Below are 13269 nucleotides of genomic sequence, written 5' to 3'. Positions count from 1 at the left end.
GGTCGTCGATCACCTTCGCGCCCACGGTCTTGTACAGCTCGCCGCCGGTCGCAGGATTCGGTGTACCGGTTGGGTGATACCAGTCGGGTAGCGCTTCCTCGGGTGAGACTCGGGAAAGAATGCTGGTGGCCCCGTCGCGATCGTCGAGTGCGCGCGGCCTGTCAATCCGGTACTGCATGGCGAACCGTGCGGCGTCGGCGGTCGCCTCGTCGAGTGGGATCGCGATTTCGGAGCGGTACTCGGCGGGTGGGTAGTTCCACGGCGGCAGCGCCGTGGTGGGGGCGGCCGCGGACGATTCGCTGCCTTCTCCGGCAGCGCAGCCCGCCGCGATGAATGCCGCGGCGGCGAGAATCGTCGCGATGGCAACCGGGCGAGTCCGCACGGCTAGTCCGTACCCATCGCAAGTCGATTCGAGTAGGTCTGCTGGTAGTGCATCGCGAGCAGCAGTTCGCGCGACACCTTCACGTCTTCCGGCAACTGATCCCCCGATCGTCGACACCCCGACGGCAGAGTGTAGAGCACCAGTGACGGCACGCTCGCGGTACCGGACAGAGCGGGGTAGCGGCATTCAGAGTTGTCCGAAATGTACTGGTGTGCTGGATGTTCACTGAAAGTGCTGCGGTGCAAGAGTTTTCGAGCGGTTCACGGCGCCGTCACCCTGTGGCCACGCGCCCCGGAGATACGGTGCCTAGCGTCCGTGCGGTCCTCACCAGCCCACGGAGGTATCCGCACTGTGACCACTTCATCGTTCAACCGACGCGCGTTCATCGGTCGAACCGCCCTCGCCGGAATCGGCGTTGCCCTCGCGGGGAGCGTCGACACCGTGTTCCGTCCCGCGGTCGCTGCAGCTCAGCCCGGACTGGGGCTCGGGTACGGCCCGCTCGTCCCGGACCCCGCCGGAATCCTCGCGCTGCCTGTCGGATTCTCCTACTCCATCATCGCCAAGTCGGGTGAAACCCTCCTCGACGACGGCTCCCCGGTGCCGAGCGACCCCGACGCCAACGGCGTGTTCGCCCGCGGCGCGACCACCGTCATCGTCACCAACCACGAGGTCGGCAGTGACGAACCGTTCGGTGTTCCGGTCGTCGACGGCATCACCTACGACCCGGGTGCCCGCGGCGGCACCACGACCACCACGGTCGGCCCGAACGGTGCACGCCAGGGCCAGTACGTGAGCGTCGCAGGCACCGTCAACAACTGCGCGGGCGGCATCACGCCGTGGGGCACGTGGCTCACCTGCGAGGAGACGGAGGCGAAGGCGGGCTCGAAGGGCTTCACCCTCGACCACGGCTACGTCTTCGAGGTCGACCCCGCGAGCCAGGCCGCGAACGTCGGCAAGAGCGGGATCCCGCTGAAGTTCCTGGGCCGCTACGCCCACGAAGCCGTCGCCGTCGATCCCGCGACCAGCGCCATCTATCTCACCGAGGACGCCTCCGGCCCGAACGGCCTGTTCTACCGGTGGACGCCGCCGCAGGGATTCGTCGGTGGCCCGGGTGCGCTGCACGCGCTGGCGAAGTCGCCGGGCGGGGACACCGCGGGCAGCCTGCAGGCCATGAAGTGCTTCGCCGACGGCGTTCACGTGCCGGACCTGTCGCAGGCCACCGTGCCGGGCGTCCGCTACACCGTGGAGTGGGTCGACGTCCCCGACCGCGACGCCAAGTCGACGCCGGTGCGCAAGCAGTTCACGAACGAGCAGGTCACCCGCAGCCGCAAGCTCGAAGGCCAGTGGTGGGGCCACGGCGGCGCGTACTTCGTCGCCAGCTACGCGCGCACCAGCGACGGCAGCGTCGCCGAGCACGACGGCCAGGTGTGGTTCTACGACCCCGCCACGAAGACCGTGGAGTTGAAGACGCTGTTCGGCGTCAACCCGGACCCGGCCGTCGACACCGGCAACTACGACGGTCCCGACAACATCACGGTGTCGCCGCACGGCGGCGTGATCCTCGCCGAGGACGGCGAGGGCGTCAGCCACCTCATCGGTGTCGGCGAGGAGGGCGATCCGTTCGTGATCGCTCGAAACGACCTGAACGACAGCGAGTTCGCCGGCCCCGCGTTCAGCGCCGACGGCAGGACGTTGTTCGCGAACATTCAGACGCCGGGCATCGTCGTCGCCATCCGCGGCCCCTGGCGCCGTGCCACCGGCGGCTCGTCCTTCGGTTCCTGACCCACACGAGCCGAGAGTGCACCTGCCTGCATCCCCACGCGGGTGATGCGACGTTCCCCCAAGCACTTCGTGCAGGGAGGTGCCCCCAGGTGCACTCTCGTTCGGGGGTAAGGGGAGGGGCGGCCGAGCGGGCACTGTTGTACGGCGTCTTACGGTGCCACACTGGAGTGATCGGTCACGTCAGTTCGAAGGGCGGTGTGGCCATGAGAACTTCACATCGAGTGCGGTCCACGTGGATGCGGCTGGTGGTGGCAGCGGCGGCGGTTCTGTTGTTGCAGTGGGCATTCGCCGCACCGTCCGCGTCGGCTCAGCTGACGTCCGCGGTCGGCGACGTCACTGCCCACACGTTCACGGTCGACGCGGCAGGCGAGGTTCGCGTCATGCCGGCGTCGATGGGCAAACCGGGGTACGAGACACCACTGGGCACCTTCGAAGTGCTCGAGAAGTTCCGGTATCTGGTGATGGATTCGTCCACCTACGGTGTGCCGATCGACGCGCCCGAGGGGTATCGCATCGAGACCGAGTACGCGGTGCGCCTCACGTGGGGCGGGATCTTCGTGCACGCGGCGCCGTGGTCGGTGGAGTCGCAGGGGTACGAGAACGTCAGTCACGGCTGCATCAACCTGAGTACCGAGAACGCGCGGTGGTTCTACGACAACGTGCAGGTCGGAGACCTGGTCACGATCGTCGGCTGACGAGTGGGCACCTACCGTCGCGGCGTCGCGAGTGACGGCGACGGTAGGTGCACGCTCGGCGGTGCGGGGGTCAGTCCTCCGCGCGGACCACGACGCCGTCGTGGTCGCTGTAGACCATCTCGCCGGGGTTGAACGTCACGCCGCCGAAGGTGACGGGGACGTTCTTCTCACCCGAACCGGTCTGGGTGCTCTTGCGGGGGTTGGTGCCGAGGGCCTTGATGCCGATCTCGAGGGTCCGCAGGATCGCGGAGTCGCGGACCGCGCCGTTGACGATGACGCCTGCCCAGCCGTTGTCGACACCGCGGCCGCCGATGATGTCGCCGACGAGGGCGGTGTGGACGCTCGCGTCGCCGTCGACGACGAGGACGCCACCGTTGCCGGGCTCACTCAACGTCTGCTTGACGAGCAGGTTGTCCTGGAAGCACTTGATGGTGGTGATGCGGCCGGAAAACACTGCATGCCCGCCGAACTGGAGGAACTGCGTGTCGCAGCTACGGATGTCGGGGCCGATCTCGTCGGCCAGATCGGCGGTGGCGACCTGCTCGGTCATGGGATGTCCCTTCGTTGGCGAATCATCCACAGCCTAGTTCCTTGTTACCGGCCGGTACCGGACTGCTCGCCGCGCCCGTGACGCGACTCGTAGTCGTCCCGCGTCCGGGCAGCGCGCCGCTGGGCGCGCTCGTTGAGCAGATCGGCGTCGAGGCCGTGCGCGAGGAGGCGATGCCTGCGGTAGATGTTCATCAGCGCCACAGCGAAATACAACACCGGAAGCAGCAGCAGCGCCATCATCGCCAGCGGAATCCAACGCTCGCCGGGCACGAGCAGATAGAACGCGACGAAGATCGGAATCAGTGGCAGCGTGAAACGCAGGACGTATCGGACCGACGATCCGGGGCCGACGAGGTCGTTGCGGACCCACTCCTGCATGGAGTCGGGCAGGGTGCGGCCGAACAGGTAGCCGAGGTACTGCGTGGCGCTGGGTTTGTGCTGGTCGGACATCAATCAAGGATAGTTCCGGCACCCCTGGACGTGTCGTGCGGGGCGCACGCCCATTCGATGTGATGGAGATCACGAATCGAGGTGGAGGCAGTGTTTGAACTGGGGAAACAGTGACGAAACCGGAGATCGCACGCAGACCGAACGGTCGGTCCGGCAGTTGGTTCGGCTTGTCGGCCGCCGATGACCGCACCTAGTATTCCGCACTGAGCACTCCCAGCAGGGAGTCGTCCGAGGCGTACCCGATGGGGGCCCGGATGAAGCGAAACTGTGTGGTCGCGCGCGTTCGCCGCGCGTCCGCCGTCCCGGGGGGGAAACAGTGAACGGCGTCTTCATATCGTCGTGGCCACGCATCGGCAGTGCGCCTCCCGTTCCACGCCATCGCTCCGCACGACTTTCGCGCGCGGATCTCGCAGCACCGGACCACCGGAGGGAATTGTCATGAACACTGTTTCGAAGGGGCGGCATCGCCGTCGCGCCGAGCGAGTCACGGTCGCAGGCGCAGTGCCGGTGGCGTTGGCGATCGTGTGCGCCGGTGTCGCGAACTCGGCGCCTGCGCAGCAGCCGGGTGTCGCCGTCGAGGACGCCCCCGATCTGCAGCCCGGTGTGCCCGTCGCCGAATCCGCTCCCGCTCCCGCACCCGAGCCGGTGGAGGAGCCGAAGGAGTACTGGGTCGCGCCTCCAGTCGAATACGACAACGTCCCCACCCGTACCGCTCCGACGTCGTACTACGAGAACGACGCACCGATCGCACCCGCAGCCGTGTCTCAGCTGCACCTGCCGGTCGCCGTGGAGCCCGTCGCCCCGATCGAGGCACCCGAGGAGCGCCTCCGTATCGGTGATTACGTTGCGGACCAGCCGAACTGGATGTCGGATACCGTTCTCGAGCGGACCAACAACTCCGCGGCCGTGTACGAGGCGCAGGTGAACACCTTCTGGAGGTCGACGGGCGTCGAGGCGTCCCGCGCCGACCGCATCGGTGCCGCCACCATCGGAGGTGCCGCACTCGGCGGGCTCGGAACCGCTGCCGCAGTGGGGATTCCGGCCGCCGTTGCCGGCGGACTGGTCGGTGGATACCTCGGGGGGAACTTCGGTGTAGGACTGGCGCCCGCGGCGGGATTCCTCCTTCCGGGCGTGGGGCACGTCGGTGCGCCTGTCATCGCGACCGCGGGTGGTGCCGCGATCGGTGCTGCGGTGGCCGGTGTCCCGACCGCACTCGTCGCGGGCGCTGTCGGCGCGGGTGTCGGTGCTGCACACGGCATGGCGTTCGGTGCGGGCGACACGCTTTCGGAGCCGATCGAGATGCAGCTGAGCCAGGCCCCGACCGTCGACGAGGCCGCCGTCACGGCGTCGACGCGCGGCGCACTCGAGCAGATCGAGACCATCCCGGGTGGACAGCAGGTCGCGGGCGCGGTCCGCGCTGCCGCCTTCTGGGTTCCCCCGCAGATCGCGGCGGCCGGCGAGCAGGCGCGTGGCGCCGTTGTCGCGCTCCCGGGCGGCGCGGAGTTCGTCGCGGGGCTCGACGCGTCCGGTGCGGACGCCGCGGACATCTTCGAGCCGCAGGTCCAGCAGTCCGGTGCGGCGAGCGGTGCAGTCCAGGCAGGACTGGTCTGAGGGGTGCTCTAAACTCCGCTCGCGCAGGCGATTGCGTGTCGTGGGAGGTCGAAGGGTATGGACCGGTCGGAGCTGTCTCCGGAGGAGTTCGACAGGTGGGTGGCCACGGAACCGAGTGGCACCGACGTGTCCGACGTGGAAGAACCGGGGTGGCTGAAGGCCGGCCCGGCGTCCCCTCCGGTCCGGACTCCCGTGGCGCGCACAGCGAACTCGGATGCCCCGACGCCGCGCACGCGTCGTCGGCGGCGGGGCGGCGTCATCGCCGTGGTCGCGGCACTGGCGGTCGCGGGAGCGCTCGCGGCGGCCGGTCTCACCCTGAATTCGTCCGACCCCGAACCGGATTCGGTCGTCGCCGAACCGGCCGCGCCTGCCGTCGAGGACACCACCTGGTGTGAGGGGCTCGGCGCGGGTGCTCCGGCGACGACCGAGTCCGAGGATCCCGGCGCGGCAGCGATCGCGGGCTTCGAGCGGGCCTACTACGTCCTTCGGGACGGTCGGCGGGCGAGGGAGCACGTCGCCCCGGACGGTCGGGTCGGCACCGCGGAGCAACTCGACGAGGGCATTCGGCAGATCCCCGTCGGCACGAATCACTGCGTGCTGGTCCGGAAGGCCACCGAGGGGGCGTACTCGGTGGACGTGTTCGAACGTCGCCCGGACGGGACCGTCGAGCACTACCCCCAGACGGTGATGACCGTGACCACACCCGACGGCACGCGGATCACCGCGATCAGGAGTCGCGAAGGGTAGTCGTTCGTCAGGTCTTGTTCGACGGTTGCCTGGCGTACGCCATCCGGACGGCGGCCCGGAGGACCTGAGGTGTCCGGCGTGCGGCGGTGAGGACCGCGCGGTCGACGGCGGTCAGACGTGGCCTGTGGCGCGGGACGACCGTTCTCGTGGTGTCGGTCAGGGTGAACAGGGCCCATCGTCCGGGCACGCCCTTGAGGACGTGGGAGCCTCGCGAGGTGTACCGGAGACCGGATCCTGCGGTCAGATCACGGACGGCGCGCGAGACCAGGACTTCGCCGGGGCCGGCGAGGGCGCCGATGCGTGCCCCGACGTGCACGGTCATTCCGGTGAGGTCGGGCCCGCTGCGTTCGAGGGGACCGGTGTGCACGCCCGTGCGCACCGCGAGTCCGAGGCGCCTCCCGTCCCGGCAGACGGTGTCGGCGCAACGGACGGCGTCGGAGGCGCCGTCGAACACGCTGAACGTTCCGTCACCCGAGACGTTCACGAGGCGACCGCCGTGCCGGTCGACCGCGTCCCGGACGGCCCGTTCGTGAGCGGACAGCAGGTCCCGGTAGTCGTGGTCGCCCAATGCTGCCAGTGTCGTGGTGGAGTCGACGACGTCGGTGAACAGGACACAGCCGAGGAACCGGTCGACGTCGCCGATGGTGGCGGCGTGGTTGTCGACCTGCTCCACCTCCTCGAGCACCGGCAACCACGCCTCGCCGAGCGAGGCACCGGGCGACGCCTCGGGCAGGACGGACATCGTCGCGTTCGGGATGGCGGTGGTGATCCGCTCGCACACGGACTGCGGTCGTGGTGACCCGCCGGGATGCAGGACTCGGGTGGGGCACTGGATCGAGTCGAGTGCGTCCCAGCAGTTCATGTGCACCAGCCACTCGAGGTGCGCGCGGGCGGTCGTGGGAGTCGCGGTGGATCGTTCCAGCAGGCCCATCAGCCGCCGGTTCAGGGGCGAGTCGGCCGACGGATCCCACATCTCCAGGGTGCGTCCGGATCCCCAGTGGTCGTAGACGTCGCGCCATCCCGCGACGTAGGCCGCGGGGTCGTGTCCCTCCCAGCCGGGTGGGGTGCGGCCGTCCGGCTGAACCAGCCCTTCGACGATCGGCTGGTTCAGGACGAGGGCGTCGACCCGTTCCGGGTGTCGCGCGGCGACGAGGACGAGCGGTCCGCAGGTGCTGCCGGTTCCGGACAGAATCGCGGTGCGTATTCCGGCGTCGTCCATGACGGCGAGCACGTCGTCGGCCTGTTCGTCGATGTCAGGGACGTGGTCGACGGGGTCGGACAGGCCGAAGCCGCGTCGCAGCATGTTGACGGAACGTCCCCGGTCGGCGGTTCGCTCGAACAGGTAGTGCAGGTGGGGGTCGGTCCACATCAGGTCCGGATGCAGGCCGATCTCGAAATACCACACGACCTCGGGTTCGCCGTCGCCCAGCGCCTGATAGGCCAGCGCAGAACCGTCGCGCTGGACGTACCGGGTGACCGGTGGGTCCATACCCCTCACGGTAGTCCGGTGATGCGGTGGTCGTCGCCGCATGGACGACCGCCTGTCCTTGACTCGACCCCGGGGGTGACGCGCATCCTGGAACAGATCACGTCGTCGGGGCCGTGAACGGTGTCGGCGTGCCGTTCGAGCACCGGGAGGTATCGGTCATGCGGATCGTCGTCGTCGGAGGTACCGGGCACATCGGCAGGCAGGTCGTCGAACACCTGCAGTCGAGTGGACACGCGGCGGTGGCGGCGTCGCCGTCCACCGGGGTGGACGTGCTCACCGGCGCGGGCGTCGCAGATGTGTTCGCCGGCGCGGACGTGGTGGTCGACGTGACGAACCCGCCGTCGTTCGACGGTCCGGTGGTGTTGGACTTCTTCGACCGTTCCACCACGAATCAGCTCGCCGCGGAGGCCACGGCCGGGGTGCGGCACCACGTCGCGCTCTCGATCGTCGGGGTGGACCGGATGGTGCCCTCGGACACCGTCGGTTACCTCGACGGGAAGGTCCGGCAGGAGCAATTGATCACCGCCGGCCCCGTTCCGTACACGCTGGTACGGGCGACACAGTTCCACGAGTTCATCGGCATGATCGCGGATGTCTCCACTCGCGACGACGGTGTGCATCTGCCGCACTACCTGTTTCAGCCGGTGGCCGCTGCGGACGTCGCTGCCCTCGTCGCGGACACCGCGGTGGGTGAGCCCCGGCGGGTCGTCGAGATCGCCGGTGCGACAAGGGCTCCGATGGACGAGTTCGTCGGAGGGGTGCTGCGGACTCGTGGTGACGCGCGCACCGTGATCCGGGACGACGACGCCGGGTATTTCGGGGCGCGCCTGGCCGACAACGGCTTGGTGCCGGTTGCGGACGGCACCGTGATCGGGCCGACCGCGCTCTGACTCCGACGGCGGCCGGAAGACCAGCCGCAGGATCATAACTGTACCTTACGTACGGTACAGTTATGGCGTGACCTTGACGGAGGAGAACGGCATCGGAACGGCGTCGCGCAGGTGGGCGCTGCTCGTCACCGTCGGCGCGGGCCTGTTGCTGATCACCCTCGACAACTCGATCCTCTACACCGCACTGCCCACGCTGACCGCAGATCTCGGCGCCTCGGTCACCCAGGGGCTGTGGATCATCAACGCCTATCCACTCGTCATGGCCGGCCTACTCCTCGGTGCAGGCACGCTGGGGGACCGCATCGGTCACACGAAGATGTTCGTCACCGGACTCGTGATCTTCGGGCTGGCGTCGGTCCTGGCGGCGTTCGCGCCGACGCCGGAACTGCTGATCGCGGCGCGTGCGATTCTCGCTGTCGGCGCCGCAGCGATGATGCCCGCAACCCTTGCCCTGATCCGGATCAACTTCCCCGACGAGCGGGAACGAAACCTCGCCATCGCGATCTGGGGCAGCCTCGCCGTGGTCGGCGCGGCGCTGGGGCCGATCATCGGTGGCCTTCTGCTGCAGCACTTCTGGTGGGGTGCAGCGTTCCTCGTCAACGTGCCGATCGTCGTCGCGGCGATCGTCGCGATCGTCGTCATCCGCCCCGCGAGCGAGGCGGACCCGGGTAAACGCTGGGACGCGGTGTCTTCGATCCAGGTGATGGTCGGTCTCGCCGCCACGGTGTACGCGATCAAGGAGATCGGGCACCGGCCGCCCTCGCTTTCCGTCGTCGCGGTGTCGCTCACGGTCGCGGCTATCGGGTTCACCTTGTTCGTCCGACGGCAGCGGACGCTCGACCAGCCGCTGCTCGAGTTCGCCATCTTCCGGAATCCGGCGTTCACCGCAGGAGTTCTGGCCGCGGCCGCGTCGATGTTCGCGATTGCCGGTATCCAGTTGGTGACGACGCAGCGGTACCAACTCGTCGCGGGTTTCACCCCGCTGGAGTCGGGTCTGCTCGTCTCGGCCATCGCCGTCGGATCGCTGCCCACCGCGATGCTCGGCGGTGCGTTTCTGCACAGGGTCGGGTTGCTGGTGTTGATCTGTGGCGGGCTGACCCTCTCTGCAGTCGGTGTGCTGGTCACCGTGATCGGCTTCGGCACGTCCTTCGGGCTGCTGGTGGCGGGACTGCTGGTCACCGGCGCCGGGCTCGGCGCCGCGATGGCGGTGGCGTCGACCGCGATCATCGGCAACGTCCCGGTCCGGCGCGCGGGGATGGCGTCGTCGGTGGAAGAAGTTTCCTACGAGTTCGGCAGTCTCACCGCCGTCGCATTGCTCGGCAGCCTGCTCGCGATGATCTACAGCGTGACGGTGGACCTGCCAGACGGCGCACCGCCCGCTGCAGGCGAGGCACTGGTCGATGCGCTCGCCGTCGCCGAGGGCGATCAGGCGGTGATCGACGCCGCGTCGAGCGCGTTCGACACTGCCTATCTCGGTGTCATGGGTACGGTTGCCGTCATGTTGGCGATCGGTGCCGCCATCACCGGCATCTTGCTGCGCCGGCACGTCCCCGGTACCGCGTCGCAGCTCCCGTCCGAGCACTGAGCACCACCGAGGGGATCGACGTGCGAACCAGTAAGCGACTGCAGATTCTCGACGCGGCCGTGACCGTGGTCGAACGCGACGGTGTCACCGCGTTGACCTTCGAATCGGTGGCGACCGCGTCCGGTCTCACCAAAGGTGGCCTGCTGTACCACTTCGCGTCGAAGGACGAACTCGTCCTCGCGTTGCATCAGCATCTGGCTGGGATGTGGGAGTCCGATCTGGTTGCGGCGCTGGGAGTCCCGGTCGAGGAGGCCACTGCGGACCAGCGTCTCGCCGCGTACGCGAAGGTGAGCATCCGAGGGGCGACCGGACCAGAGCTGCTGATGATGCTGGAGGCATCGACGAATCCGGTTCTGCTGCAGCCGTGGCGGGAGGTCATCGCCCGCTGGGTACCGGATCCGTCGACCATCGACGTCGACGACGTCGACGCGGTGACGCGGATCCTCGCCTGGCTCGCGGCGGATGGGCTGTGGCTCAGCGAGTCGGTCGGCGGTCGTCACCTCACGCCCGAGTTGCGGATCGTTCTCGCCGAACGGATCGGCGACATGCTAGGGCCGTAGCCGGCTCGCGCACCGCCGCGCCCGTAGGGATGTCCCACCCCTACGACCGAAGGTGGCCTCCGCGCGCATCCATCGCACGAAGGCCACCTTCTGTCGGAGGGACGGTGCGGTCAGACGGTGGCAGGCTCCGCGACAGGCGCGGTATCGGTGACGCTGGTACGGATGAGGTGGTCGAACGCGCCGAGGGCGGCGGTCGCACCGGCACCCGAGGCGACGATGATCTGCTTGTACGGAGCGGTGGTGCAGTCGCCTGCGGCGAACACGCCGGGAACGGACGTCCGGCCGTGAGCATCGACGACGATCTCGCCGCGTGGGGTGAGATCGACTGTGCCGGAGAGCCATTCGGTGTTGGGCAGCAGGCCGATCTGGACGAACACGCCGTCGAGCTCGAGGGTGTGCGACTGGTCGGTGGTGCGGTCGGTGTAGGTGAGGCCGGTGACCTTGCTGCCGTCGCCGAGCACCTCGGTCGACAGGGTGCTGAGCAGGATGTCGACGTTCGGCAGGCTGCGGAGCTTGCGCTGCAGGACGTCGTCGGCGCGCAGCTGCGAGTCGAACTCGACGAGCGTGACGTGCGAGACGATGCCCGCGAGGTCGATGGCCGCTTCGACACCGGAGTTGCCGCCGCCGATCACCGCGACCCGCTTGCCCTTGAACAGGGGGCCGTCGCAGTGCGGGCAGTAGGTGACGCCCTTGTTGCGGTACTCGTTCTCGCCGGGAACGTTCATCGCGCGCCAGCGTGCACCGGTGGACAGGATCACGGTCTTCGAGAGCAGGCGGGCGCCGCTCGCGAGCTCGACCTCGACCAGTCCGCCCTCGACCTCGGCGGGCGTCAGCTTCGCGGCGTTCTGGGTGTTCATGATGTCGACGTCGTACTGGCGCACGTGGTTCTCGAGTTCGGCGGCGAACTTGGGGCCCTCGGTGTAGGGGACCGACGCGAAGTTCTCGATGCCCATGGTGTCGAGCACCTGGCCGCCGAAGCGCTCGGATACGACTCCGGTGCGAATTCCCTTGCGGGCCGCGTAGATTGCGGCGGTTGCGCCTGCGGGTCCGCCACCGACGACGAGCACGTCGAAGGGGTCCTTCTCGGAGATCGCGGCGGCCGTGCGATCGGCGGCGCCGGTGTCGAGCTTGCCGACGATCTGCTCGAGGGTCATGCGGCCGGAGCCGAAGGGCTCGCCGTTGAGGAACACGGTCGGGACCGCCATCACCTGGCGGCTGTCGACCTCGTCCTGGAAGAGGGAGCCCTCGATCGCGATGTGCTTGACGCGAGGATTGAGCACGGCCATGACGTTCAGTGCCTGCACGACGTCGGGGCAGTTCTGGCAGGACAGGGAGAAGTAGGTCTCGAAGTAGAAGTCACCTTCGAGATCGCGCACCTGGGCGAGCAGATCCGCGGCTTCCTTCGACGGGTGCCCGCCGACCTGCAGCAGGGCGAGCACGAGGGACGTGAACTCGTGACCGAGGGGGATGCCGGCGAACTGGACCTCGATGTCGGTGCCGACGCGACGGATCGCGAAGGACGGCCGACGCGGGTCGTCGCCGGTGCGCGAGTGGGTGACCTGGTCGGACAGGCCCGCGATCTGGTCGAGGAGTCCGGCGAGTTCGGTGGACTTCGCGCTGTCGTCGAGGGAGGACACCAGCTCGATCGGCTGGGTCACCTTCTCGAGCAGCGACTTCAGTTGGGTGGCGAGACCGGCTTCGAGCATGAGGATCAACTCCGTGTGATGAGAGGCGACGGGGGAGGGGCAGTGACTCAGCTCGAGCCGAGGTGCAGGGTGCGCAGCGGTGGACCACCCGGCGGCACGGGACGAAGTTGTCCCGTGCCACCGGTGTGGTCGAACGTGCGGCGAATCAGATCTTGCCGACGAGCTCCAGCGACGGAGCGAGGGTCTCTTCGCCCTCTTCCCACTTCGCGGGGCAGACCTCGCCCGGGTGCGAGCGGACGTACTGGGCGGCCTTGACCTTGCGGAGCAGCTCGGCGGCGTTGCGGCCGATGCCCTCGGCGGTGACCTCGGTGAACTGGACGACGCCGTCGGGGTCGACGAGGAAGGTGCCGCGGTCGGCGAGGCCCTGGTCTTCGCGGAGGACCTCGAAGTCGGTGCTGATCTGCAGGGTCGGGTCGCCGATCATGGCGTACTCGATCTTGCCGATGGTCTCGGACGAGCCGTGCCACGCCTTGTGCGTGAAGTGGGTGTCGGTGGAGACGGAGAAGACCTCGACACCGAGACGCTGCAGCTCCGCGTAGTGATCGGCGAGGTCACCGAGCTCGGTGGGGCAGACGAAGGTGAAGTCTGCGGGGTAGAAGAAGAAGATCGCCCACTTGCCCTTGATGTCCTCGTCGGTGACGGTGACGAAGGCACCGTTCTTGAACGCCTCTGCGGAGAACGGCTTGATCTTCTTGTTGATCAGCGACATAAAGAGCCTCACTCGATTCGGGGTGTCGTTGTTGTCTGAATCGAAGCTAACGAGGACTGATTGATTGTGCCAATCGATGGAACTTAGAAGTTCGATAGAGGAGAGCTATAAGCG

11 protein-coding genes and 1 pseudogene are annotated in these 13269 nt (G+C 68.2%); 7 read left to right on the top strand and 5 right to left on the bottom strand.

Annotation, left to right across the window (positions count from 1 at the left end; translation table 11 throughout):
- Positions 1-733 precede the first annotated feature (733 nt).
- Both FFS72_RS18035 and FFS72_RS18030 read left to right on the top strand, forming a co-directional pair.
- Positions 734-2164, top strand: a complete 1431-nt coding sequence (locus FFS72_RS18035; RefSeq protein WP_050066853.1) for an alkaline phosphatase PhoX — start codon at positions 734-736, stop codon at positions 2162-2164.
- 341 nt (positions 2165-2505) lie between these two features.
- Positions 2506-2859: pseudogene (locus FFS72_RS18030) on the top strand (L,D-transpeptidase); the annotation flags it as partial.
- A 70-nt stretch (positions 2860-2929) separates the two neighbouring features.
- On the opposite strand, the gene rraA reads toward FFS72_RS18030, so the two are convergent.
- Together rraA and FFS72_RS18020 are read right to left on the bottom strand one after the other, a co-directional pair.
- Positions 2930-3409 carry a ribonuclease E activity regulator RraA gene (gene rraA, locus FFS72_RS18025; protein ID WP_137875204.1) on the bottom strand — a complete coding sequence of 160 codons (480 nt, stop codon included), beginning with the start codon at positions 3407-3409 and terminating at the stop codon, positions 2930-2932.
- Positions 3410-3453: 44 nt separating this feature from the next.
- Complete coding sequence (locus FFS72_RS18020; RefSeq protein ID WP_137875203.1) at positions 3454-3858, bottom strand: DUF5313 family protein; 405 nt, start codon at positions 3856-3858, stop codon at positions 3454-3456.
- Between the two features lie 438 nt (positions 3859-4296).
- On the opposite strand from FFS72_RS18020, the gene FFS72_RS18015 reads away from it, so the two are divergent.
- Both FFS72_RS18015 and FFS72_RS18010 read left to right on the top strand, forming a co-directional pair.
- Positions 4297-5469: an insoluble domain protein gene (locus FFS72_RS18015; protein ID WP_137875202.1), complete on the top strand. Its 1173-nt coding sequence runs from the start codon at positions 4297-4299 to the stop codon at positions 5467-5469.
- Positions 5470-5526: 57 nt separating this feature from the next.
- Positions 5527-6216 carry a DUF8176 domain-containing protein gene (locus FFS72_RS18010; RefSeq protein ID WP_137875201.1) on the top strand — a complete coding sequence of 230 codons (690 nt, stop codon included), beginning with the start codon at positions 5527-5529 and terminating at the stop codon, positions 6214-6216.
- 7 nt (positions 6217-6223) lie between these two features.
- Here the strand turns inward: FFS72_RS18010 and FFS72_RS18005 are convergent, their stop codons facing one another.
- Positions 6224-7705, bottom strand: a complete 1482-nt coding sequence (locus FFS72_RS18005; RefSeq protein WP_137875200.1) for an adenylate/guanylate cyclase domain-containing protein — start codon at positions 7703-7705, stop codon at positions 6224-6226.
- A gap of 128 nt (positions 7706-7833) precedes the next feature.
- Between FFS72_RS18005 and FFS72_RS18000 the strand changes: the two genes are divergently transcribed.
- The 3 genes from FFS72_RS18000 to FFS72_RS17990 all read left to right on the top strand — a co-directional run bounded on the left by FFS72_RS18000 (position 7834) and on the right by FFS72_RS17990 (position 10740).
- Positions 7834-8595 (top strand): SDR family oxidoreductase, encoded by a 762-nt coding sequence (locus FFS72_RS18000; protein ID WP_249353387.1) that lies wholly within the window; start codon positions 7834-7836, stop codon positions 8593-8595.
- 67 nt (positions 8596-8662) lie between these two features.
- The gene (locus FFS72_RS17995; protein ID WP_249353386.1) at positions 8663-10180 is read left to right on the top strand and encodes an MFS transporter; all 1518 of its coding nucleotides are present in this window, start codon (positions 8663-8665) and stop codon (positions 10178-10180) included.
- Positions 10181-10200: 20 nt separating this feature from the next.
- Positions 10201-10740: a TetR/AcrR family transcriptional regulator gene (locus FFS72_RS17990; protein WP_137875199.1), complete on the top strand. Its 540-nt coding sequence runs from the start codon at positions 10201-10203 to the stop codon at positions 10738-10740.
- A 110-nt stretch (positions 10741-10850) separates the two neighbouring features.
- Here FFS72_RS17990 and ahpF read toward each other — a convergent pair whose 3' ends face one another.
- Together ahpF and ahpC are read right to left on the bottom strand one after the other, a co-directional pair.
- On the bottom strand, positions 10851-12446 hold the full coding sequence (ahpF, locus tag FFS72_RS17985) for an alkyl hydroperoxide reductase subunit F (protein ID WP_137875198.1): 1596 nt from the start codon (positions 12444-12446) through the stop codon (positions 10851-10853).
- A 145-nt stretch (positions 12447-12591) separates the two neighbouring features.
- Positions 12592-13155: an alkyl hydroperoxide reductase subunit C gene (gene ahpC / locus FFS72_RS17980; protein ID WP_050066860.1), complete on the bottom strand. Its 564-nt coding sequence runs from the start codon at positions 13153-13155 to the stop codon at positions 12592-12594.
- Between the last annotated feature and the right edge of the window lie 114 nt (positions 13156-13269).

Origin of the sequence: Rhodococcus sp. Q, from assembly GCF_005503035.1 — a bacterium.
In the GTDB taxonomy this organism is placed as follows: Bacteria; Actinomycetota; Actinomycetes; order Mycobacteriales; family Mycobacteriaceae; genus Rhodococcus_G.
This window is presented reverse-complemented; position numbering and strand designations above follow the sequence as displayed.